At 71.4% G+C, this 21,979-nt stretch carries 21 protein-coding genes and 1 tRNA gene; 8 read left to right on the top strand and 14 right to left on the bottom strand.

The annotated features are described in order from the left end of the window. Nucleotides 1-32: 32 nt before the first annotated feature. The 4 genes from KJK29_RS23835 to KJK29_RS23820 all read right to left on the bottom strand — a co-directional run bounded on the left by KJK29_RS23835 (nucleotide 33) and on the right by KJK29_RS23820 (nucleotide 3,858). Nucleotides 33-497 carry a DUF3592 domain-containing protein gene (locus KJK29_RS23835; RefSeq protein ID WP_215121161.1) on the bottom strand — a complete coding sequence of 155 codons (465 nt, stop codon included), beginning with the start codon at nucleotides 495-497 and terminating at the stop codon, nucleotides 33-35. A gap of 115 nt (nucleotides 498-612) precedes the next feature. Then, a complete protein-coding gene (locus KJK29_RS23830; protein WP_215121160.1) occupies nucleotides 613-1,218 on the bottom strand; it encodes a lytic polysaccharide monooxygenase auxiliary activity family 9 protein in 606 nt (201 codons plus the stop codon). Nucleotides 1,219-1,319: 101 nt separating this feature from the next. After that, nucleotides 1,320-2,441 (bottom strand): SPFH domain-containing protein, encoded by a 1,122-nt coding sequence (locus KJK29_RS23825; RefSeq protein WP_215121159.1) that lies wholly within the window; start codon nucleotides 2,439-2,441, stop codon nucleotides 1,320-1,322. 70 nt (nucleotides 2,442-2,511) lie between these two features. Next, nucleotides 2,512-3,858, bottom strand: a complete 1,347-nt coding sequence (locus tag KJK29_RS23820; protein WP_215121158.1) for a peptidoglycan-binding protein — start codon at nucleotides 3,856-3,858, stop codon at nucleotides 2,512-2,514. A gap of 202 nt (nucleotides 3,859-4,060) precedes the next feature. Between KJK29_RS23820 and KJK29_RS23815 the strand changes: the two genes are divergently transcribed. The 4 genes from KJK29_RS23815 to glxA all read left to right on the top strand — a co-directional run bounded on the left by KJK29_RS23815 (nucleotide 4,061) and on the right by glxA (nucleotide 9,388). After that, nucleotides 4,061-4,134 (top strand) — tRNA-Lys (locus tag KJK29_RS23815). 278 nt (nucleotides 4,135-4,412) lie between these two features. Further along, entirely contained in the window at nucleotides 4,413-5,126 is a 714-nt protein-coding gene (locus tag KJK29_RS23810; RefSeq protein ID WP_215121157.1) for a FadR/GntR family transcriptional regulator, read from the top strand. Between the two features lie 324 nt (nucleotides 5,127-5,450). After that, on the top strand, nucleotides 5,451-7,451 hold the full coding sequence (locus KJK29_RS23805; RefSeq protein ID WP_215121156.1) for a glycosyltransferase family 2 protein: 2,001 nt from the start codon (nucleotides 5,451-5,453) through the stop codon (nucleotides 7,449-7,451). Beyond that, the gene (gene glxA, locus KJK29_RS23800) at nucleotides 7,448-9,388 is read left to right on the top strand and encodes a radical copper oxidase GlxA (protein ID WP_215121155.1); all 1,941 of its coding nucleotides are present in this window, start codon (nucleotides 7,448-7,450) and stop codon (nucleotides 9,386-9,388) included. The genes KJK29_RS23805 and glxA overlap by 4 nt, the downstream gene beginning before the upstream one ends. Nucleotides 9,389-9,462: 74 nt before the next feature. Here glxA and KJK29_RS23795 read toward each other — a convergent pair whose 3' ends face one another. From KJK29_RS23795 to KJK29_RS23770, 6 genes are all read right to left on the bottom strand, one after another. Beyond that, complete coding sequence (locus KJK29_RS23795; RefSeq protein ID WP_215121154.1) at nucleotides 9,463-10,500, bottom strand: glycoside hydrolase family 6 protein; 1,038 nt, start codon at nucleotides 10,498-10,500, stop codon at nucleotides 9,463-9,465. A 149-nt stretch (nucleotides 10,501-10,649) separates the two neighbouring features. After that, nucleotides 10,650-11,333: a class F sortase gene (locus KJK29_RS23790; protein WP_215121153.1), complete on the bottom strand. Its 684-nt coding sequence runs from the start codon at nucleotides 11,331-11,333 to the stop codon at nucleotides 10,650-10,652. Nucleotides 11,334-11,339: 6 nt separating this feature from the next. After that, nucleotides 11,340-12,026, bottom strand: coding sequence for a hypothetical protein (locus tag KJK29_RS23785; protein ID WP_215121152.1), 687 nt, complete (start codon nucleotides 12,024-12,026; stop codon nucleotides 11,340-11,342). A 141-nt stretch (nucleotides 12,027-12,167) separates the two neighbouring features. Next, entirely contained in the window at nucleotides 12,168-12,947 is a 780-nt protein-coding gene (locus KJK29_RS23780) for an HAD-IIA family hydrolase (protein ID WP_193478283.1), read from the bottom strand. A 290-nt stretch (nucleotides 12,948-13,237) separates the two neighbouring features. Continuing rightward, nucleotides 13,238-14,044: a hypothetical protein gene (locus tag KJK29_RS23775; protein ID WP_215121151.1), complete on the bottom strand. Its 807-nt coding sequence runs from the start codon at nucleotides 14,042-14,044 to the stop codon at nucleotides 13,238-13,240. A 119-nt stretch (nucleotides 14,045-14,163) separates the two neighbouring features. Beyond that, entirely contained in the window at nucleotides 14,164-14,382 is a 219-nt protein-coding gene (locus KJK29_RS23770; RefSeq protein ID WP_215121150.1) for a hypothetical protein, read from the bottom strand. A gap of 125 nt (nucleotides 14,383-14,507) precedes the next feature. Here KJK29_RS23770 and KJK29_RS23765 point away from each other — a divergent pair, with 125 nt between their 5' ends. Beyond that, complete coding sequence (locus KJK29_RS23765) at nucleotides 14,508-15,311, top strand: TetR/AcrR family transcriptional regulator (protein ID WP_251057918.1); 804 nt, start codon at nucleotides 14,508-14,510, stop codon at nucleotides 15,309-15,311. A gap of 191 nt (nucleotides 15,312-15,502) precedes the next feature. Here KJK29_RS23765 and KJK29_RS23760 read toward each other — a convergent pair whose 3' ends face one another. Next, nucleotides 15,503-16,891 (bottom strand): ROK family transcriptional regulator, encoded by a 1,389-nt coding sequence (locus KJK29_RS23760; RefSeq protein WP_215124433.1) that lies wholly within the window; start codon nucleotides 16,889-16,891, stop codon nucleotides 15,503-15,505. A 95-nt stretch (nucleotides 16,892-16,986) separates the two neighbouring features. On the opposite strand from KJK29_RS23760, the gene KJK29_RS23755 reads away from it, so the two are divergent. From KJK29_RS23755 to KJK29_RS23745, 3 genes are all read left to right on the top strand, one after another. After that, nucleotides 16,987-18,072, top strand: coding sequence for a Gfo/Idh/MocA family oxidoreductase (locus KJK29_RS23755; protein ID WP_215121149.1), 1,086 nt, complete (start codon nucleotides 16,987-16,989; stop codon nucleotides 18,070-18,072). Next, nucleotides 18,069-18,602: a heme-degrading domain-containing protein gene (locus KJK29_RS23750; RefSeq protein ID WP_215121148.1), complete on the top strand. Its 534-nt coding sequence runs from the start codon at nucleotides 18,069-18,071 to the stop codon at nucleotides 18,600-18,602. The genes KJK29_RS23755 and KJK29_RS23750 overlap by 4 nt, the downstream gene beginning before the upstream one ends. 109 nt (nucleotides 18,603-18,711) lie before the next feature. Then, a complete protein-coding gene (locus KJK29_RS23745; RefSeq protein WP_215121147.1) occupies nucleotides 18,712-19,578 on the top strand; it encodes an LLM class F420-dependent oxidoreductase in 867 nt (288 codons plus the stop codon). A gap of 91 nt (nucleotides 19,579-19,669) precedes the next feature. Here KJK29_RS23745 and KJK29_RS23740 read toward each other — a convergent pair whose 3' ends face one another. From KJK29_RS23740 to KJK29_RS23730, 3 genes are all read right to left on the bottom strand, one after another. Beyond that, entirely contained in the window at nucleotides 19,670-20,527 is an 858-nt protein-coding gene (locus KJK29_RS23740; protein WP_215121146.1) for a fumarylacetoacetate hydrolase family protein, read from the bottom strand. Between the two features lie 181 nt (nucleotides 20,528-20,708). Continuing rightward, nucleotides 20,709-21,428, bottom strand: a complete 720-nt coding sequence (locus tag KJK29_RS23735) for a YidC/Oxa1 family membrane protein insertase (RefSeq protein ID WP_215121145.1) — start codon at nucleotides 21,426-21,428, stop codon at nucleotides 20,709-20,711. Nucleotides 21,429-21,514: 86 nt separating this feature from the next. Beyond that, a complete protein-coding gene (locus KJK29_RS23730) occupies nucleotides 21,515-21,826 on the bottom strand; it encodes a DUF6412 domain-containing protein (protein WP_215121144.1) in 312 nt (103 codons plus the stop codon). Nucleotides 21,827-21,979 lie beyond the last annotated feature (153 nt).

Raw genomic sequence — 21,979 nt, 5'->3', positions numbered from 1 at the left:
ACGGTAGTTGACGTATCGTCAGATGTGGAGCGCTACGGCTGCGGGAAGTCGCCCACGGCGGAGAACATCGCGTACGTCACCGCCATGAAGCCGAGGGCGAAGAGGATGAACGTGCCGAGGAAGGCGAGCAGGCATCCCGTGCCCGCCATGAGCTTCCCAGGCGCCGGAGGCCTGGCCGTGGCGTGCTCCGGGCGGTCTGCCGGGTAGTGCACGGTGACGATGTCGCCCTCGAGGGTCGTCCCCGGCCCGCCCCGTTCCTCGAACCGGACGCCGCGGCCGTCGCGCGCGGTGAACTCGTAGACGTGGTGCAGAGTCGTACGTACCGAGCTGTCGCCGCCACCGCTCGTCGTGGTGTACGTCCGCAGACAGCGCGCCTCGGCGGTCAGGCCGCTGTTCCAGGCGCGGCTGACCCGGACGGAGCGGCGGATCACCACGGCCACGGCGCAGGAAGCGACCGCGATCATGAGCGTGGGCACGGCGTAGAACAGGACTTCCATGAGCTCCCCCCGAGGCCCTGCGCGGCCATCGATCGGCCGGCGTGGGAGAAACCTACCCACGCCGGCCGAGGCGGTGACTCAAGAGAACCTCAGAGGTTCAGACCGTTCGGACGGCTCAGAACGTGACGTCCGAGCAGGCGTAGAACGCGTTGGCCGTGTCGGCGATCGTCCATACGGCGACGATGACATGACGGCCGCTCAGCCCGGACGGCAGCCTGCCGCTGTGGGAGAGCGTCTGCGGTGGCCGCTGGCCGTTGTACGGGACCGTGAAGAACGGCGTGAGGTTGAGGTCGGACCGGGCCAGGTTGTGGTTCTGGTTCCAGCCCGGCTTGGTGACGTAGTACCGGAAGTCGGTCGTGGCGTGCATGGCCGTGAACTGCCAGCGGAACGTGTAGCTCTGGCCGCCCGTCACCCTCGTGGCGGGCCAGGCGCCGCCGGACGGGGTGCGCGGTGCGCTGAGCTGGCCGAAGTGGCCGAGCCCGGCGTTGCAGATCTGCCCGTCGGCCGGGCCGGACGCCGGGAAGCCCTTCGGGCCCTCGACGCTCTGCGGCTCCCACTGGATGGATCCGCAGTTGGTCACGGTGCCGTTCTGGCAGAGCTTCTGCCTGCTGATGGGGAGGTCGGTGTAGCCGTGGCCGCTGGCGCCGCCGGAGGAGAGTACGAGGGCTCCGGTCGTGGCCAGTCCCACCGCGGCTGCGGACAACTTGGTCCTTGTGCGCATGCTGCCGCTCCTGGAGAACGTGGGGGATGTTCAGTGAGCCGTGCAGGTAGGTCTAGACCAAGTCTGAATGTAGGGACGTTAGTTGAACATGTCCATACCAATCACGGGGCCGTTTCCCCGCGCCCCGCGCAGAAGGCCACCGTCAGGTCCTTCACCAGCACCTTCCGCTCGCGGTCGTCGAGTTCGACCAGCCCCCGCATGGTCAGCCGGGTCACCGTGTCCTCCACCGAGTCCACGACCGAGGTGAGCACACTCGCCCGGTGCTGGGCGTCCAGCGCCGCGATCCGGCGGCGGTGCAGCGCGGCGGCGACCTCGGGGTCGTACTCCGCCCTGAGCGGCTGCACCGAGAACACCTCAAGACCGACCGGGGCCGCCTCCGCCGTCACCAGCCGGGTCAGCACCTCGGCCGCCGCCTCCCCGGCTCCCTTCGAGCCGCCCGGCATCGCCACCGGCACCCGGGCCAGCGCCGCCTCGACACACGCGCGCAAGTACGCCTCGTGGTCCTCGACGCCCAGCGTGGCCCGCGCGGTGTCCCGCACCCGCCACACCACCAGGACCACCACCCGCAGCGCGACCCCGTGCGCGTCGGTCGCGGGCACCGGCTCGCTGCGCCAGTGCCGCAGCCGTACGTCCACCCGGCGGCGCAGCAGCAGCGGGTTGACCCACAGCAGGCCGGAGCGCCGGACGGTCCCCCGGTAGCGGCCGAACAGATCCAGCACCCAGGCCCGCCCGGTCCTCCCCCGGGCCAGCCCGCCGAACCCGAACAGCGCGAGCGCCCCGGCTCCCGCGTACGCCGCCCACTGCGCGGGACCGAGCCCGGCCCCGGCGTGGGCGGGCAGCCGCAGCGCCTCCACCGCGAGCGGCGGCAGCACCCCGGCCCACCAGGAGGTGGCCACGCATCCGGCCGCCCCGCACGCCCCGGCCAGGACGCCCGCCGCACCGGGCAGCACCCGCGCGGTCCGCTCCACCAGGTCGGGATCGGCCTCCGGCACCGGACGCGGGGCCAGGGCGGCCGGGCGCCCGAGACGCGGCTGCTCCCCCGTGCCCTGGCGACGGCCGACGACCGCCGACCTCAGCGGCATCGGCGCCGGGCCGGGTTCGTCACGGAACAGCAGATGGACGGGGATCTCGGTGGTCGACTCGTTCTGGATGAGCCGGGCGGTCCTGGCCGGCCCCTCGGCCGGTCCGTCGGGCTCGGACGTGTGGGACGTGGTCGTGGTCATGCGTGCCTCCAGCCTCCGCGCCAGATGCGTCACAACGGGTGGGCCCCCCGTGCCGTGAGTGCCAGGAGTGCTACGAGAACAGCCGCCGCCAGGTTTCCGGCCCCGGGAAGCCGTCCGCCGCTCCGCCCCGCCAGCCCTGGGTGCGCTGGAAGGCCTCGACGGCGCGCCGGTCCGACTCACCCCAGCGCGGCCCCGGCCGCTCCGGGTAGAACCTGCCGAACCCCTTCCGCACGAGCTGCCTGCCCAGTTGGGTGACGTACGGGTTGCTCGCCCCGGGCCGGAACATCGCCCGCCCCGGGTAGCCGGGGACACCGTGGGAGGAGGGCGGCGGCCCGGCCTCCGCAGCAGTGACGTCCTTGCCCTTGCCCGTGACCAGCAGCTCCCAGGTGCGCGGGCCGGGCAGCCCGTCGGCGTCCGCGCCCTTGAAGCCCTGCGCCCGCTGGAAGACCCGGGTCGCCCGCCGGTGGTCGTCCGTCCAACGCGGTCCTGGCTCCGCGGGGAACGAGGCTCCGGCCCCGCGCGCGACGAGCATGCGGCCGAGCTGGGTGACGTACTTGTTGTTCGCGCCGGGGCCGAAATACGTCGCTCCCGGGTAGGGCGTGGCGGCCGGTGCGCCCGGCAGCCCCCGGTCCTTCGCCGGGCCCGGCTCCTCCTGCCGGTCCTCGGCCGGGGCGGGCTCCTCCTGCGCGGTGACGCCCTTGTAGCGGTAGGGGACGTACCGGTCGGAGTCGCTCGTGTAGGCGTACGGGGTGGTCTGCCGGCGGGTGTGCGGGCGGGCCTGCTCGTAGGCCGTGTAGGAGGTGTGCTTGGTGTTCGTCCAGCCGCCGAAAATGACGACGTGCGAGCCGCTCTCCGGGTTGGCCGGATTGTGGAACAGCAGAATGTCGCCCGGCTGGAGTTCCTCCTTGGAAATCCGTTCACCGAATTGGGCGAGGCTGCCCGTCCATTCGTTTCCGGGCAGCTTCCAGGCCATGGAGACATAGCCCGAGCAGTCCTGCCGGTAACCGTCGGACCAGTACGCGTTCATGTTGTACGGCACTTTGGCGGCGACCCAGGTCCTGGCCCGCTCCATGATCTCCGTACGGCTGATGGCGGCGGCCGGGGCGGCGTCGGAGGGCTTGCCCTGCCGGCCGTCCGAGCCGTGCAGCGGTGCCGTGTCGCCCTGGGGGGTCTCGGGCTCGTCATCTGCGAAGACACCCGATCGGTGGGGTGCCTGCGGGGCGGCGGCGGCCGGTACGGCGTGGCCCGCTCCGAGGGTGGCGGCGGCCACGGCGGCCAGGGCGAGAGCCCGGTGCGCGGCCGGATGGGTGGTGGTACGGCCGGCCGGGGAACGCGGCAGGACACGGCGCCAGTGGACGCAGCCGGGGCAGTCGCAGTCGCCCCCGGGGTCGAATTCCTCGAATACCGGCGACTTCATGCGATTCCCCTCACAGTTCCGGCGGAAAATGACGGTGCCCGGTGCGGCCCCGGACGCGCGCCGTCAGTTTCTCAACTGTCTTCCGCACGCGCATGCTGACGGTCCGAATGATGTAACCGACCGCCCTCGCGGGGGCCGCCCGGGGCCCGCCCCGGTGGTCCGGAGCACCTCCGGACGTCCTGTAGAGTTACGCCGTCAGCGCGCGCCGCTAGCTCAGTTGGTTAGAGCAGCTGACTCTTAATCAGCGGGTCCGGGGTTCGAGTCCCTGGCGGCGCACGATGCCGGTGGCGGCTTGGGTTCGCAGAAAGCGCGAACCCAAGCCGCCACCGTCTTTTTCTGCGCGGCTTCGCCGCGCGCCGTGGGGGCTCCGCCACCCACACCCCCTTCCCTCGGCATCGCAGCGGGCCGGAAAAGGGAAGCCCAGCCGGGCGCAGTCGCACCGACCGGAAAGCCCCTCGCGGAAGCGGGGGGCTTTCTTGTGTCTCCCCCGGGTCCTCATCGCCCACCTGGCCGGAACCCGGTGCACCGCTCGATTGGCCGGATACCCTCTCGCCATGGCAGCGCGTGACCTACAAGAGCGGATCAAAAAGCTCATCCTCGACCGCCGGCTGGCCTCCGGGGCCCCGCTGCCGACCGAGCCGGAGCTGATGGAGCACCTCGGCGCGAGCCGGAACTCGGTGCGTGAGGCGCTGAAGGCGCTCCAGGCGATGGGGATCGTCGAGATCCGGCACGGGTTCGGGACGTACGTCGGCCCGATGTCGCTCGCGCCGATGATCGAGGGCCTCGCCTTCCGCACGGTCGCCGGGCACTACCGGGGCGAGGACTCCCTGCTCCAGCTGCTCGAACTGCGCGAGGCGGTGGAGACGGGGCTCGCCTCCCGGCTCTCGGGGCGGATACCGGATGCGGACCTCATTGAACTGGACGCGCTCGTCGACCGTATGGAAGAGGAGGCCGCGCGCGGAGCCGGCCTCGCCGAGACCGACCGGGCCTTCCACGCCACCCTCTACCGAGGGCTGGACAACGCGCTGCTGTGCGAGGTCCTGGAGGCGTTCTGGGACGCCTTCCACCGTGTCCGTACGGACCTCGGGGGCGAGCCGCAGGATCCGAAGGTCACCTGCCGGCAGCACCGGGAGATCCTCGACGCGGTCCGGTCCGGTGACTCGATGAGGGCGGAGGAGGCCATAAGAGAGCACTTCGGCAATATCCGCGCCCGTCTGTCCACAACGGCTCCACAGAGTCCCCACACGCGTCACAATGAACGCGTATGACCGGTAAACACCGCGTTTCGCATCTTGCGATCATGATGAACGCCGTAGAACCCTGGTTATCTGGTTTTTCAAGATGCTGCGGATTCGCGGCAGTTGGGGGGCAGAAGAACCGGTTGCCGACAGAGCGGGAGTAGGGGCCCCGTTCATGGAGCGATGCCGAGGGGGGCATCATGCAACCGGAAGGTCGCGTTGCCGTGTCTATAGGGTGTGGATGACGTGGTGACAGCGATCCACCACTGGTACGTCTGTGAAGGTCGAGGGGGACCTTCATTGACGGAAGGAAAGCGACGAAACACGCGGAGTCCGCGTGTGGGGGGATGACTCATGACGTCGAGGCCCACGGGTGCCCGGCAGGACCACGACCCGTCCCAGACCACTCAGCTCAGGGTGCCGGGGCACCGGATGAGCACGACGGGGACATTCCGGCGGATCAAGAAGAATCTGCCGAGATACGACTACGAGCACTACAGCCGGCTCGCGGGTCCCCTCACCCAGCCTGATCCGAACAAGCCGTACAAGGTGCAGTACCGCTCGCTCATCTCGCAGGAGCCGCACCGCATCAGGGTCGCCCTGATGCTGGCCGCCGCCCCGGTACTGTCCCTGGTCCTGCTGTTCTGGCTGCTGCAGCCCGAGCACTGGACCGAGCGCGACTACCCGGCCTTCGACTGGCTGCCCGCGCTCGACATGGTCATGCTCGTCTCGATCGGCCTGATCGAGTTCTTCCGCTGCATGAACGTGCTGTCGAACGCGCACGCCACGCTGGTCGCCCGCGACCCGATCCCCGTGGTGCCCGAGAGCGGCACCCGCGTGGCCTTCCTCACCTCCTTCGTGCCCGGCAAGGAACCGCTGGACATGGTGACGAAGACCCTCGAGGCCGCCGTGAAGATCCGCCACCGGGGCCTGATGCACGTCTGGCTGCTCGACGAGGGCGACGACCCCGATGTGAAGGCCGTCTGCCAGCGCCTGGGCGTACACCACTTCTCCCGCAAGGGCGTCGCGAAGTGGAACCAGCCCAAGGGCGCGCACCGCGCCAAGACCAAGCACGGCAACTACAACGCCTGGCTCGAGGCGCACGGCGACGACTACGACTTCTTCGCCTCGGTCGACACCGACCACGTGCCGCTGCCCAACTACCTGGAGCGGATGCTCGGCTTCTTCCGCGACCCGGACGTCGGCTTCGTCATCGGCCCGCAGGTCTACGGCAACTACGACAACCCCATCACCAAGGCCGCCGAGTCGCAGCAGTTCCTCTTCCACGCGCTGATCCAGCGCGCGGGCAACCGCTACGGCTCCCCCATGTTCGTCGGCACGTCCAACGCCGTGCGCATCAAGGCGCTCAAGCAGATCGGCGGTCTGTACGACTCGATCACCGAGGACATGGCGACCGGCTTCGAGATGCACCGCCACAAGAACCCGGCGACGGGCCGCAAGTGGCGCTCGGTGTACACGCCGGACGTGCTCGCCGTCGGTGAGGGCCCGAGCGCCTGGACGGACTTCTTCACCCAGCAGATGCGCTGGTCGCGAGGGACGTACGAGACGATCATCGGGCAGTACTGGAAGGGCTGGTACTCGCTGCCGCCGAGCAAGCTCTTCAACTACACGATGATGATCATCTTCTACCCGATGTCGGCCATGAACTGGATCCTGGCGGCGCTGAGCTGCTGCCTGTTCCTGGGCCTGGGCGCCTCGGGTGTGAACATCGACCCCACGATCTGGCTGATGCTCTACGGCAACGCCTCCGCCCTGCAGATCGGCCTGTACGTCTGGAACCGCCGGCACAACGTCTCGCCGCACGAGCCGGAGGGCTCCGGCGGTGTGGCCGGCATGGTGATGTCCGCGCTGTCGGCGCCGCTGTACGCGAAGGCGCTCATCGACTCCATGCTGCGGCGCAAGAGCAAGTTCGTGGTCACGCCCAAGGGCGACTCCGCGAGCCCCGACCGCTGGTTCGGGACGTTCCGCTACCACTGGTACTTCGTCGCGATCTTCGGTGGGTCGATCGCCGCCGGCTTCACCTTCGGCCACGCCCACCCCGCGATGATCATCTGGGCGACGTTCGCGCTGCTGATCACCGCCTCGCCGGTCTTCGCCTGGCGCTGGCAGCTGAAGCAGGACGCCAAGAAGCCCGCCCCACCCGCCGCGGAAGAGCCGCAGGACTCCGCGGGGCCGCACCGGACGCAGCCGCTGCCGATTCCGCAGCAGCCCGCCGCCCACGCCCCGCACCACAAGCCCAGTTGGGCCGCCGGTCCCGGCGGCCACAGGGAGGTCGGGGGATCCGACCAGACCATGCAGATCGCCCTTGGTGGACTTGGGGGACGTAAGGAATGAACGACCGTGCAGGCCGCCGCCGGGCCCGTCGACTCGCGATCGGCACGGCGGTGGTACTCGCGCTGGCCGGGATGAACGGGCCGTGGCTCTACCGCTTCGGCAGCGAGAAATACCACCAGTACACAATCAACAAGCCGGAGTACAAGGCCGCCAACGGCAAGTGGGAGATCATCGATTTCCCCGAGAAATACCGGCAGAACACCATCCACGCGGCGCTGCTGCGCACCGGCAAGGTGCTGCTCGTCGCGGGGTCGGGCAACAACCAGGACAACTTCGACGCGAAGAGGTTCGACACCCGGATCTGGGACCCGGTCAAGGGCACCATCAAGAAGGTCCCCACGCCCGCGGACCTGTTCTGCACCGGCCACACCCAGCTCGCCAACGGCAATCTCCTGATCGCCGGCGGCACCAAGCGGTACGAGAAGCTCAAGGGTGACGTCACCAAGGCCGGCGGCCTGATGATCGTCCACAACGAGAACCCGGACGAGCCGATCACCCTGCCCGCGGGCACCAAGTTCACGGGCAAGGCGAACGGCAAGACCTTCGTCTCGAAGGACCCGGTGCTGGTGCCGCGCGCGAAGAAGGTGTTCGACAAGGCGACCGGCAAGTTCCTGCGCAACGACCCGGGGCTCGGCCGTATCTACGTCGAGGCGCAAAAGCGCGGGCAGAAGTACGAGACGGGCACGCAGGACAACTACAAGGTCCACGGCCTGAGCGGCGCCGACGCCAAGAACACCTACGGCATCGCGCAGAAGCTCGCCCTCGACAAGAAGGACTTCCAGGGCATCCGGGACGCCTTCGAGTTCGATCCCGTCGCCGAGAAGTACATCAAGGTCGACCCGATGAAGGAGGCCCGCTGGTACCCGACGCTCACCACCCTGAGCGACGGGAAGATCCTCAGCGTCTCCGGCCTCGACGACATCGGGCAGCTCGTCCCGGGCAAGAACGAGGTCTTCGACCCGAAGACCAAGAAGTGGACCTACACGGACACGGTCCGGCAGTTCCCGACCTACCCGGCGCTGTTCCTCATGCAGAACGGCAAGGTCTTCTACTCGGGTTCCAACGCGGGCTACGGACCGGACAACGTGGGCCGTAAGCCGGGCGTCTGGGACGTGGAGACCAACAAGTTCGCGAAGATCCCCGGGCTCAGCGACCCCAAGCTCATGGAGACGTCCGGCACGGTGCTGCTGCCGCCCGCGCAGGACGAGCGGTACATGGTGGTCGGCGGCGGCGGCGTCGGCGAGTCCGAGGAGTCCAGCGAGAAGACCCGGATCGTCGACCTCAAGAAGGCGGACCCGCGCTTCGAGGACGGCCCGTCCCTGGAGAAGGGCACCCGCTACCCGAACGCCTCGATCCTGCCCGACGACAATGTGCTGATCTCCGGCGGCTCGGAGGACTACCGGGGGCGCGGCGACTCCAACATCTTCCAGGCGCACCTCTACGACACGGAGAAGAACGACCTCAAGCGGGTCGCCGACCCGCTGGTGGGCCGCAACTACCACTCCGGGTCGATCCTGCTGCCCGACGGCCGCCTGATGTTCTTCGGCTCGGACTCGCTGTACGGCGACAAGGCCAACACCAAGCCGGGCAAGTTCGAGCAGCGCATCGAGATCTACACGCCGCCGTACCTCTACGGCGACGGGGAGCGGCCCTCGCTGTCCGGCGGGCCGCAGACCATCGAGCGCGGCGGGACGGGGACGTTCACCTCGTCGAGCGCGTCCTCGGTCAAGAAGGTCCGGCTGATCCGGCCGAGCGCCGCCACGCACGTCACGGACGTCGACCAGCGGTCGATCGCCCTGGACTACAAGGCGTCCGGCGACAAGCTGACGGTGACCGTCCCGAAGAACCGGAACCTGGTCCAGTCGGGCTGGTACATGCTGTTCGTGACGGACGCCAAGGGGACGCCGAGCAAGGCTCAGTGGGTCAAGGTGCCGTAGCTCTTCACGCTCGTCACGTCCGAAAGGGGCGCTCTCCAGTGCGGAGAGCGCCCCTTTCGTCTGTCCGGGTCGGCCTAGGAGCTGGCCTTGCTCAGCTTCAGGGCGTAGTCCGACCACCACTGGCCCGCCTTGGGGCCGCCCTTGCACTCGCCGTCCGACTCGCCGGGGCGCTTGACCCACAGATAGGCGTCGACCAGCGGGTCGGCCGTCTTCGTCGTGGGTGTCTCGCCCAGCGCGCGGCCCGGCGGGTTGCACCAGCGCTCGTCCGGGTTGCCCTGGGTGTAGGGGCCCTTGCCGTTGCGGCTGGTGTCGATGACGAAGTGCTTGTTCCCGACCTTGGCGGAGAGCTGCTTGCCGTAGGCGATGGACTTGTCGGTGGCGTAGAAGTTGGAGACGTTGACGGAGAAGCCGTCGGCCTGGTCGATGCCGGCCCGGTTCAGGGGCTCGAAGATCTGGTCGGGGTGCCCCCAGCCGGCGTTGCCCGCGTCCAGGTAGACCTTCGTGTTCTTCAGCGCCTTCAGCTTGGCGACGGCGCCCTTGAGGAGGTCGAAGCGCTCCTCGTGGAACTGCTGCGGGGTGCAGCCGTCGACGACGTGCAGCAGGGCGTCCGGTTCCAGGATGACCGTGGCCGACCGGTCGCCGATGCCCGCCGCCACGCCGTCGAGCCACTCGCGGTAGGCGTTGCCGTCGGCGGCGCCGCCCTGGGAGTACTGGCCGCAGTCGCGGTGCGGGATGTTGTAGAGCACGAGCAGGGCCGTACGGCCGGCCTTGTCGGCGGCCTCGGTGAAGCCCCGGGTCTGTTCCTCGGGGTTGTCCGGGCCGACCCACTCGGCGACGGGCTGCTCGGCGATCTTGCGGATCTGCTCGGCCTCCCCCTTCTTGCCGGACTTCTCCAGCGCGGCGACCTGCTGGGCCGCGGTGCCGTCCGGGTTGACCCAGAAGGGGGCCTTTTCCTTGGGCTGTTGGGTGATCCCGGCGCCCGCGTCCGCGCCGCCGTCCGATTCGTCTCCTCCGTCGGAGGAGGAACACCCCGTGATCAGCAGTGCCGCCCCCAGCACCACTGCGGACATCCGCCTCCCGGCGGTCGTCCCGGCCCCCCTGCTGCCGTACATCCAACTCCCCCTTGGGCGCACCGTTCCAAGTCTCAATCCTGACATACGTCCCGCGACACCCAGGCCTCCGGCCTCGGTCCCGCCCGGCCGTGGCTCCCGTGACCTCCAGCGCGGCGGGTCGCCGGCCGGGTCAGGTGGGCCTTTCCCACTCACAGTCCCGTACCGGTGAGGTACGCCGACACCACCACGTTCGCCGTATAGCTTCCGGTCGTACGGTCGAAGCTGCCGCCGCAGGTGACCAGCCGCAGTTCGGCCCGGCCCGAGCGGCGGGGACCGTAGGCCTGGTGGGCGTCGAAGCGGTCGCGGGTGAGGACCTGGACGGACTCGACGGTGAACTCGGCGACCTTGGTGTCGGCCCGGATCACCCGGATGGTCTGGCCCGGCCGCAGGGCACTGACCTTGTAGAAGACGGCGGGCCGGGTCTCGCTGTCGACATGACCGACCATCAGCGCCGTCCCCGGCGCCCCGGGCGCCACCCCGCCCGCGTACCAGCCGACCACGCCCGGCTGGTCGTACGGCGGCGGATCGAGCGCCCCGCGCCGGTCCAGGCCGCGCGCCACGACCGGTGCCTGGACGCCGATGCCGGGGATGTCGACGCGCTGCGGCAGGGCGTCGCCCAGCGGGCGGTGCGCGGGGGGCAGTTTCACGTCCGGGGGGCGTCCGGCCGCTGCCATGTCGCCCGTGGTGGGCGCGGAGATGCCGTGCCGTACGTCGGTCACCTCACGGCCCCAGAGCCAGAGCCCGAGCAGCAGCACCACCCAGGCGACACCGGCGAGCAGACGGCCGGTGCCGGAGGGGCGTCGGCGCACCCGCTCCAGGTCGAGTTCGGACACGGCCGGTCAGTCCGTTCCGCGCTTCCGGCGGACACTGCCCAGCGCGACGGCCACGGCGGCCACTCCCGCGAGGACCAGGCCGGTCACGGTCTGCACGGTGCCGGGCCCGGCACCGCGGTCCTCGGCGGCGAGGTGGGCGGCGCCGCCACCGCCGGCTGCGACGGGGGCGATGGGGGAGGCGTGCGCGCTGGGCCGTTCGGAGTGGGATGACCGGCCTTCGTCCACGGGTGGTTCGGGCTCGGGCGATGGGCCGCCGCCCTCGGGCAGGGGCTGCCGTCCGCCCGTCCCCGGGGCGGGTGGCTGCCCGGCGGCTCCGGTCGCGCCCCCGGTCTCGCCCCTGGACGCGGGCGGGCCCACACTTTCCCTCTCCCGGACGGTGAACGTGCGGGTCCGTTCGGCGCCCCCGCAGGTGATCTTCACGGTGTACGTCCCCGCCTTGAGCGTGGAGGGGACGCGGCTCTCGCCGATGAGTTCACCGCCGGTGACGGTGAGCGGGGCGTTCGCGACGAACGCCGCCGAGGCGGCGACGGCCGTCCGCGCGGCGCAGCCGGTCACCCGGAGCGCGACGTCGCTGCCGGGTGCGGGGGTCGCCGGGGTCACCGAGACGCCTCCCGCGTCCGCCGCGAACGCCGCCGGGGTGAAGGCGGCCGCGACCAGCACGCTCGTACAGAGAGTGGACCTCAGGGAACCCATCGTGAACCTCCAGATGCCTGGAGCCTCCCCCGCACGAAGGGTCGCCGCATCCTCCGGGACGCGGCGACTGCTCCGAACGGGTGGCGACGGGTTTGGGCGCGCCGCGCTTGTGGGCCGGCCGCCCTTTGTGGGCCGGACCGGCTAGACCCGGTCGACGAGGTCCGCGATCGAGTCCAGGACCTGCGAGGGCCGGTACGGGAAGTCCTCGACCTGGTCGGGCCGGGTCAGGCCGGTGAGCACCAGGAACGTCTGCATCCCGGCCTCCATGCCGGCCAGCACATCGGTGTCCATGCGGTCGCCGATCATCGCGCTGGACTCGGAGTGCGCCCCGATGGCGTTCAGCCCGGTCCGCATCATCAGGGGGTTCGGCTTGCCCGCGAAGTACGGCTTCTTGCCGGTCGCCTGGGTGATCAGCGCCGCCACCGCGCCGGTCGCGGGCAGCGGGCCCTCGGTGGAGGGGCCGGTCTCGTCGGGGTTGGTGCAGATGAAGCGGGCGCCGCCGAGGATCAGCCGCACGGCCTTGGTCATGGCCTCGAAGGAGTACGTGCGGGTCTCGCCGAGGACGACGTAGTCCGGCTCGTGGTCGGTCAGGATGTAGCCGATGTCGTGCAGCGCGGTGGTGAGCCCCGCCTCGCCGATGACGTACGCCGATCCGCCCGGCCGCTGGTCGTCCAGGAACTGGGCGGTGGCCAGGGCCGAGGTCCAGATGCTCTCGATCGGCACGTCCAGGCCCATGCGGCGCAGCCGGGCGTGCAGGTCGCGCGGGGTGTACATCGAGTTGTTGGTGAGGACTAGGAAGGGCTTCCCGGACTCACGCAGCTTCTTCAGGAAGGCGTCGGCGCCGGGGATCGGCACGCCCTCGTGGATGAGCACACCGTCCATGTCGGTGAGCCACGACTCGATGGGCTTGCGGTCTGCCATGTGCGGGATCTCCTGCCGTACGCGTCCGGTCCAGCGTGCGTGGGGGCTGCCTGGCGGATTCCCGTCGTCCGCCCGGAGGGCGGGCCGCGCGGCGTCCGGTGCGTGCGATCGCAAGGCGCCGGAGCGCCCTCGTGGCGGAGCCACGTGGGCGGTTCGGCAACGCGGCGAGCGTGCGTGCCGGGCGCCGCGCGGCAGGCGGGAATCCGCCAGGCAGCCCCCAGCCTAAACAGTGGCGGGATCATGCGGAACGGGCCGGTCACGGCGTCCCGAGGGGCGGGACGGTGGTCGCCTCAGCGGCGGCGGCGCGCGAGGAGCAGCATCCCGCCCCCGGCGAGCATCAGCGCCGCGGCGGCCGCGGCGACGCGGACGCCGATTCCGGTGCGGGCGAGTTCCTCGGCGAACGGGAAGCGGTCCTCGCGGGGCGGGACGGAGGAGTCCGGCCGCGGCTCGGTCTCCGGCTGGGAGTCGGTGCCGTCGTCGGCCTCCGGGTCGCCGCCGTCGATCTCCCCGTCGCCGCCGTCGATCTGGGCATCGCCGTCGATGCCGAACCGGTAGTCGTTGGACTGCCCGACCCAGTCGCCGTCGTCGTCGTGCCGCTGCACGACGGCGGCGTTGGCCGTGACGTCGTTGGCCACGGCGTCCGAGGTGACCGCGAGCCGCACCGTCACGGTGACGGTCTTCCCCGGCCCGACGGTGAACCCGGCGAACCGGTCCTCGTCGTCGGCCAGCGCCCCGACGAGCTCGTCCTCACCGGTCTTCTCGAACCGCACGCTGTGGGACCGCGTCCCCTCGAAGAACTCCAGCCGGGGCTGCGACGGCTCCAGGGCCCGTTTGTCGTCCACGAGCACGACGACGGGGTGGATCCCGGTGCAGGTCCGGTCGGTCGTGTTGGTCAGGTCGAGATACCAGGTCCCGTACCCGCCCCCGGCCACGTACGAGTCCGGCCCGCCGTGGACCCGGGTGGTGAGCGGGAAGGTGTGGTCGTCGGGCGCGGCACAGGCGGGCGCCGGATCGTCCGCGTACGCCGGCTGGGCACCGGGGAGCAGGACGGCGGCTGCCGCCGCCAGGCAGAGGTGAGCGGGCGTGCAGAGTCGCATGGAGATGTGACATTGCCGAAACCGGGCGATGGCGAGCGACACGGCCCGGAAAGCCCCCCGGACGGCGGCGCGAATCCGCCCGGTCGGCGGACAGTCGCCCCCAGGTCGCCGCCTCTGCCCTAGCGGCGCCCCAGGGCCTTCGCGCGCGAGTGGGCCCAGCCGGTCAGGAGGACACCGGTGGCGGTGAGAACCGCGTAGGCGAGCAGCAGCGGCAGGAATCCACCGGGGAGCCCGTCCAGCGGCCCCCGCTCGCCCTCGTCGACGAGGAGCCGGACGAGCGCCTGGGCGCACACCACCAGCAGCACCATGCCGAGAACCTGAAGGACGTCGTACTTCATGGCCTTTCCTTTCACGGGGGGCGACAAGACGTTACGAACGTATCAACGGTTGAAGGTGAATTGACCGTCTCCAGCCCAGGACTCTTCCTTTACCTCACACTTTCTCGGCGCGCTATCGTGGAGGGGTGCGTGACGAAAAACGACGGGCGTGCGCGGTGTGCGGCGGGCCCATGGCCCGTCCGAGCCGGGGCCGCCCGCCGGTCTACTGCTCCCGGAGCTGCCAGGCACGGGCCTACCGCCGACGCAGGCAGCCGCTGCCCGAGCCGGGCACGCCGCCCGTGTCCCGGCCCACGGAGGTCCGGGCGCGGCAGCGGCGCCGGATCGCCGAGGCGGTGTGGCGTATCGCGGCCGGGCAGGGGCTGGACGCGGCGAGCATGCGCGGGATCGCGGCGGAGGCGAGGGTGTCGCTGCGGGTCGTGCAGTACCACTTCGACTCCAAGCAGGCCCTGCTGGTCGACGCGCTGCGGCTGCTGCACGAGGAGAACGAGCGGCTGGCCCAGGGGCGTATCCGCTACGACATGACGGAGCCGCGCGCGCTGCTGCGGGCCGTACTGGACGAGTTCCTGCCGCTGGACGAGCAACGCGCCTTCGCGCTGCGGGTGTTCACGGCGTACTACGCACGGAGCCTGACGGATCCCGAACTCGCGACGGTGTTCCTGGCCGCCGAGCAGCCGCTGGAACGGCTCGTCGCCGACATCATCGGGGTGGGCGAGGCAGCGGGGCTCACGACACCGGGCATCGACCGGACGTACGAGGCCGACCTGCTGGTGTCGGGGGCCGTCGGGCTGGGCCTGGACGTCCTGCACGAACGCCGTTCCCTCGCGGATGTGCGGACGGTGCTGGACTACCACCTGGCCCGGATCTTCCCCGCGGAGGCGGCCTCACCCGGATCCGGCCGACGCCGGTCAGCCGCCGAACCCCGGCACTGACCGACCCGCCCTCACGTCGCTTCCGGGCCTCGACCCGACCAAGGCCGCCTCACCCGGCCTCACCCATCCTCGTCCGGAGCCGGAGGGTGCCGTTCAGGCGCCTCGCACATCCCCGTCAGCCACCGCCTCGGCACCGGGCCGGCAGCAGCGCCGCTCGCGGCCCGGCCTTACCCGACCCCGCCGACACCGACTCACCCACCCCCACGCCCGAACACCGGCCCCAGCACCATCTGGGCCGCCCCCACCGCCACGACTCCTCCGCCCCCGGCGGCGACGCGCACCGGCACGGCCTCCTGGCCCGTCCGCCGGGCCCAGGCCTCCAGCACCGTCCCGACGCCCCGTACGAACGCCTCCGGTGCCGTGGCCACCGTGCGGCCGCCCAAGAGGACGACGTCGATGTCGAGCAGGCCCACCAGGTTCGCCGCACCGGCGCCGAGGACCCGGGCCGCTTCCGCCGTGTCGCCGCGCGCCACCGCACCGAGGCACAGCGCCTCGACGCAGCCGCGGTCGCCGCAGGTGCAGGGCGGGCCGTCGAGCTGGATCACCTGGTGGCCGAACTCCCCGGCCCCGGTCCTGGCCCCCCGGTGCACACTTCCGCCGATCACCAGACCGGCCCCGAGGCCCGTACCGAGGTGCAGATAGGCGAAGGAGCCGCCCTCACCCCCGGCGGCCAGGCCCAGCGCCGCCGCGTTGGTGTCCTTGTCGACCACCACCGGCACCCCGAGCCGCTCCGCCAACGCCTCCCGCAGCGGAAAGCCGTCCCACTCGGGGAATCCGGTCACCCGGTGCAGCACCCCGCGGGCGTGGTCGAGCGGCCCGGGCAACGCGACACCGACCCCGATCAAGGACCCGGGCCCGGGCCCTGGCCCAGCGAGCGGCACGGAGTCCAGCCCGTGAACCGCCGCGTCCCGTACGCCCTCGGCCCCGAGCGGGGAGCCGGGCCGGGTGAGCGGCATGGAGCCCGACGCGTGAGCCGCCGCGTCCCGGGCAGACCGCGACCCAGACGACCGGGCCTCACCAACCGCCTCCCGTACGCCCCCCGCCCCGAGCGGGGAGCCGGGCCCGGCAAGCGGCATGGAGCCCGACGCCTGAGCAGCCCCCGCCCCCGCCGACCGAACCTCACCCACCCCAGGCCCGGCAAACGGCCCAGCAGGCAGCACCCCGGCCACCGTCTCCCGCACCGCCCCCGTCACCGCCGTCAGCACGGCCGACGCCCCGGCCCCGAGGTCCAGCGGGGCCCGCCGCTCCCCCACCACGGTCCCCCGAAGATCCACCAGTACGACCCGCACCTCGTCGCGGTCCAGATGGACCCCGACCGCGTGCCCCGCCTCGGGCACGAGCCGCAGCACGGTCCGCGGCTTGCCGCCCGTGGAGGCCCGTCGTCCGGCTTCCGCCGCGAGGCCGTCCTCCCGCAGCCGGGCCGTGATCTTGCTGACCGCCTGCGGGGTGAGCCCGGTGCGCTCGGCGAGTTCGAGCCGGCTGATGCCGTCGGCTCCGGCCGTCCGCAGCAGGTCGAGGACCAGCGCCGCGTTGTGGCTGCGCAACGCGAGCAGGTTCACCCCGCCTCCGGTGCCGTGCATGCCGCCCACCCCGCCCGTCCGGTCGTCCGCCCTGTTCACACCCCCCATTGTCCCCGCCGCTTGCACTTTGGCAACAGCGTTGCGAAAGTGGGGCCATGACTGGCACACCCCTCCGCGTCGGCCTCGTCGGCTACGGCCTCGCCGGCTCCGTCTTCCACGCCCCGCTGATCGCCGCCACCGAGGGCCTCGCCCTCGACACGGTGGTCACCTCGAACCCCGAACGGCAGCAGCAGGCCCGTGCCGAGTTCCCGGACGTACGCCTCGCCGCCACCCCCGACGAGCTGTTCGGCCGGGCCGCCGAGCTGGACCTGATCGTCATCGCGTCCCCGAACAAGACGCATGTGCCGCTCGCCGCCACCACCCTCAAGGCCGGTCTGCCGGTCGTGGTCGACAAGCCCGTCGCCGGCACCGCGGCCGAGGCCCGTGAGCTGGCCGCCCTCGCCGAGGAGCGCGGCCTGCTCCTCTCCGTCTTCCAGAACCGCCGCTGGGACAACGACTTCCTCACCCTGCGCAAGCTGCTCAGCGAGGGCGAGCTGGGCGACGTCCTGCGCTTCGAGTCCCGCTTCGAGCGCTGGCGCCCGCAACTGAAGGGCGGCTGGCGCGAGTCCGGCGACCCCGCAGAGATCGGAGGTCTGCTCTACGACCTCGGCAGCCATGTCGTCGACCAGGCCCTGGCCCTCTTCGGCCCGGCCGCCTCCGTGTACGCGGAGTCGGACGTCCGCCGCCCGGGCGCCGAGGCGGACGACGACACGTTCATCGCGATCACGCACACCAACGGCGTCCGCTCCCACCTCTACGTCTCGGCGACGACGGCCCAGCTCGGCCCTCGCTTCCGCGTCCTGGGCTCCGCCGCCGGCTACGTCAAGTACGGCCTCGACCCCCAGGAGGCGGCCCTGAGGGACGGCCTGCGCCCCGGCCCCGACTGGGGCGTCGAGCCCGAGTCGCAGTGGGGCCGCGTGGGCGCTGGGGGTCCCCCCTCTGGGGGAGAGTCCCCGGTGACGGGCGGCGGCCGCCCCGAACCCACCCTCCCCGGCGACTACCCCGCCTACTATGCGGCCGTGGCGAAGGCCCTGCTGGAGGGCGGCCCCAACCCGGTGACCGCGCTGGAGGCGGCCGCCGCCCTGGACGTACTGGAGGCCGCTCGTCGTTCGGCCCGCGAGAAGGTGACGGTGACCCTGTGACGCACAAGAGCTCGCACAACCCTTCGCACCACCAGGAACTCGGCCCCAAGTTCCACCCGGAGCTCACCCCGAGCCTGGAGGAACTGGAGACTCAGGAACGCCGCCTGGTCTTCCGGCAGTTCAGCCACGACGACGCCTGGGCGCTCGGCTCGCTCCTCGTCGAACTCGCCCGGGAGCGGCAGGCCCCGCTCGCCATCGACATCCACCGCGCCGGCCAGCAGCTCTTCCACGCGGCGCTGCCCGGCTCCACCCCGGACAACGACGCCTGGATCGCCCGCAAGCGCCGGGTCGTCGAGCGCTACGGCTCCGCCTCCTACCTGGTGGGCGCCCGCTTCCGCGCCAAGGGCACGACGTTCGAGGAGTCCTCGCGCCTCGACCCCGACACCTACGCGGCCCACGGCGGCTCCTTCCCGATCACCGTCGAGGGCGTGGGCGTGATCGGCGCGGTGACGGTGTCCGGGCTGCCGCAGCTCCAGGACCACCGCTTCGTGGTGGAGGCGCTGGAGGAGTTCCTGAGCAAGGACCGGTAGCAGGCCGGAATGAGTGGCAGGTCCCTCTGGTTGGCACCGCCGTAGGCATGATCTTGACCCCGCCTCAGGCATGATCGAACACGGCGCCCACCCGGAGGGATCGCAACCGATGACCACCGCCCTGAAGGAATCCGTCGGCCGGTACGGCATCTGGAGCGTAGGCCTGCGCTCGGAGGACCCGGACCGGCGCGGCGAACTCGCCGAGACCGCCGCCGAACTGGAGGAACTCGGCTACGGCGCCCTCTGGCTGGGCGGCAACACCTCCGCCGCGAACGCCGCCCCGCTGATCGAGGCGACCTCCCGGCTCACCGTCGGCACCAGCATCCAGAGCATCTGGGAGCACGAGGCGGACACCACCGCCGCGAGCTTCGCCGAGCTGGAGGCCGCCCACCCCGGCCGCTTCCTGCTGGGCCTCGGCGTCAGCCACGCCAAGCGGGCGGAGCAGTACCGCCGCCCGTACTCGGCGCTCGTCTCCTACCTGGACGGCCTGGACGCCGCCGGGATGCCCGCCGACGGCCGGGTCCTGGCCGCCCTCGGCCCGAAGAGCCTGGAGCTGACCCGCGACCGTTCGGCCGGCGCGATCCCCTACCTGGTCACCGCCGAACACACCGCCCACGCCCGCGAACTCCTCGGCGACGGCCCCCTGCTCGCCCCCGAACTGGGCGTGATCCCGGAAACGGACCCGACCCGCGCCCGTGCCCTGGCCCGCGAGTTCCTCGCCCTCTACCTCCCGCTGCCGAACTACACCAACAACTTCCTCCGCCACGGCTTCACCGAGAACGACCTGCCGAACGGCGGCAGCGACCGCCTCATCGACGCCCTGTTCGCCTGGGGCGACGAGGCGGCGATCCGCGCCAGGATCGACACGTACTTCGACGCGGGCGCCGACCACGTGGCCCTCCAGGTGGTGACCGACTCCCCGAGGGACGCCCTCCCGAGGAAGGCGTGGCGCGATCTGTCGTCAGTACTGAAGTGACTCCTTGGGGGCGCGGGGAACTGCGCGACCGACCACGGACGACCCGCAGCCGAAAGATCGCCGCAGTTCCCCGGCTCACCCAGCGGAGCGGCTACGCGTTCTTGAACTCCTGCCGCTGCCGCCCCAGCCCCTCGATCTCCAGCTCCACCACATCCCCGGCCCTGAGATACGGCTTCGGCTCAGGCTCCCCCATCGCAACCCCCGCGGGCGTCCCCGTATTGATCACGTCGCCCGGGTACAGCGTCATGACCTGACTGAGATACCGCACGACCTCCCCCACCGAGAAGATCTGCTCGGCCGTCGTCCCGTCCTGCTTCAACTCCCCGTTGACCCACAGCTTCAGGGACAGCCGCTGCGGATCCGGCACCTCGTCCGCCGTCACCAGCCACGGCCCGAGCGGGTTGAACGTCTCGCAGTTCTTCCCCTTGTCCCAGGTCCCGCCCCGCTCGATCTGGAACTCCCGCTCGGACACGTCGTGCGCCACCGCGTACCCGGCGACATGCGCGAGCCCCTCCTCCGCGGACTCCAGATACCTGGCCGTACGCCCGATGACGACGGCCAGTTCGACCTCCCAGTCGGTCTTCACGGACCCGCGCGGCACGAGCACCGTGTCGTGCGGCCCGACGACCGTGTCCGGCGCCTTCATGAAGACGACCGGCTCGGCGGGCGGCTCGGCACCCGTCTCGCGCGCGTGGTCGTGGTAGTTCAGCCCGATGCAGACGATCTTGCCGATCCTGCCCAGCGGCGATCCGAACCGCAGCCCGGCGGCGTCCAGCGCGGGCAGCTCACCGGCGTCCGCGGCGGCCCGCACCCGGTCGAGCGCGGCCTCGTCGGCGAGCAGCGCGCCGTCGACGTCCGCGACGACGCCCGACAGGTCCCGCAGGATCCCCTCGGCGTCGAGCAGCGCGGGCCGCTCCGCCCCCGCCGTACCGACTCGCAGCAGCTTCATGATCACGTCTCCCTAGATCGCGGGCGCCCGCCCGATGCGCGGGACCCGGATGCGGCGGGGCAGCCATCGGAGGACTGGTCGATCCTCCAAGCTGGGAGTCCACTCCGCAATACCCGGTTCACGTACTGGACCCCGGCCCCCTCGTCACCGGTCACCCGGCCCCCTCGTCACCGTCACCCGGTCACCGGTACAGCACGGCCCGCTCGACGACACTCCACGTCGTACTGGTCACCACGTACAGCGCGGCGGCCAGCGGCACCACGGCCACGGTGACCAGCGTGAAGAAGGACATGAACGGCATGGCCTTGGTCACCGCCGCCAGCCCGGGCAGCTGCTCCCCACCACTGCCCCCGGCCGGGACGACCGGGTTGGCGGCCATCATCCGCTTGCTCAGGTGGTAGCTGAACGCGGCGACGCCGGCGACGATCACGAACAGCCCGACGTAGACGAGCCCGGCCCCACTCAGCGCACCGCCCCCGCCGAGCGCGTCGATCCACCGCTCCCCCAGCGGCGCCGCGAACAGCTCATGGCCGAGCAGCTCATTGGCCCGCCCGCCGATCGTGTCGCTGGAGAACAGGTGGTAGAGCAGGAAGAACGCGGGCACCTGGAGCAGCCCGGGCAGGCAGCCGGCCAGCGGCGACACCTTCTCCTCGGCGTGCAGGTCCAGTACGGCCCGCTGGAGCTTCTCGGGGTTCTTCCCGTGCTTCTTCCGCAGCTCGGCGATCTTCGGCTGGAGCGCGGTCCGGGCCTTCTGGCCGCGCGCGGCGGCCCGGGACAGGGGGTGGACGAGCAGTCGTACGAGCGCGGTGAACAGGACGATCGCGGCGGCGGCCGCGGAGGCGCCGAACAGCGGGTGGAGCAGGTCGGCGAGGTGCTCGACCAGGTTGGCGAAGACGGACATGCGTGAGCCCTCCGGGGGTCTCGTCGTGCCGGGAGTTGGTCATGGCGGCATGACGACCCACGCGGGGTCAGCGGTGTGATGTGCCCCTACGCGAAGGTCGCCCGGAGGGCGTGTCCGGGTGCCCGGGGCCGGGGGCGTCCCTTGGCGTCCGGGTCGCGTTGCGGCAGGAAGGCCGTACGCAGATCACGGTCGCGGATGGCCGTACGTACCCGGGTGCGTGGCACGGCGGGCGCACAGCGCGCGGCGATGACGGCGCAGACCGCGAGCGCGGCCGAGGCCGCGGCGGTCGCCGCGAGCGCGACGGTGGCGGTGAGGCTGCCGGTGTCCAGCAGCGCCAACTCCAGGACCAGGAGGAGCAGTACGAGAGCGGGACGCGGATTCACCCGACCGCGGATCATCGACGGCTCCTCCTCTCGTACATGTGTATGTCCTGCTGTTCGTTATACAGGATCACTCCGACAAGCGGCCGCGGGCGAGCGTCCGAGACTTCGTACACGGGTTTGAGAAAGGTTCGTCGCAACTCTCGACAACCCATCCGTCACACCCGATGC

The organism is Streptomyces koelreuteriae, assembly GCF_018604545.1.
GTDB classification, from domain to species: domain Bacteria; phylum Actinomycetota; class Actinomycetes; order Streptomycetales; family Streptomycetaceae; genus Streptomyces; species Streptomyces koelreuteriae.
Note: the sequence above shows the minus strand (reverse complement) of the source record. Positions and strands in the feature narration are given on the sequence as shown.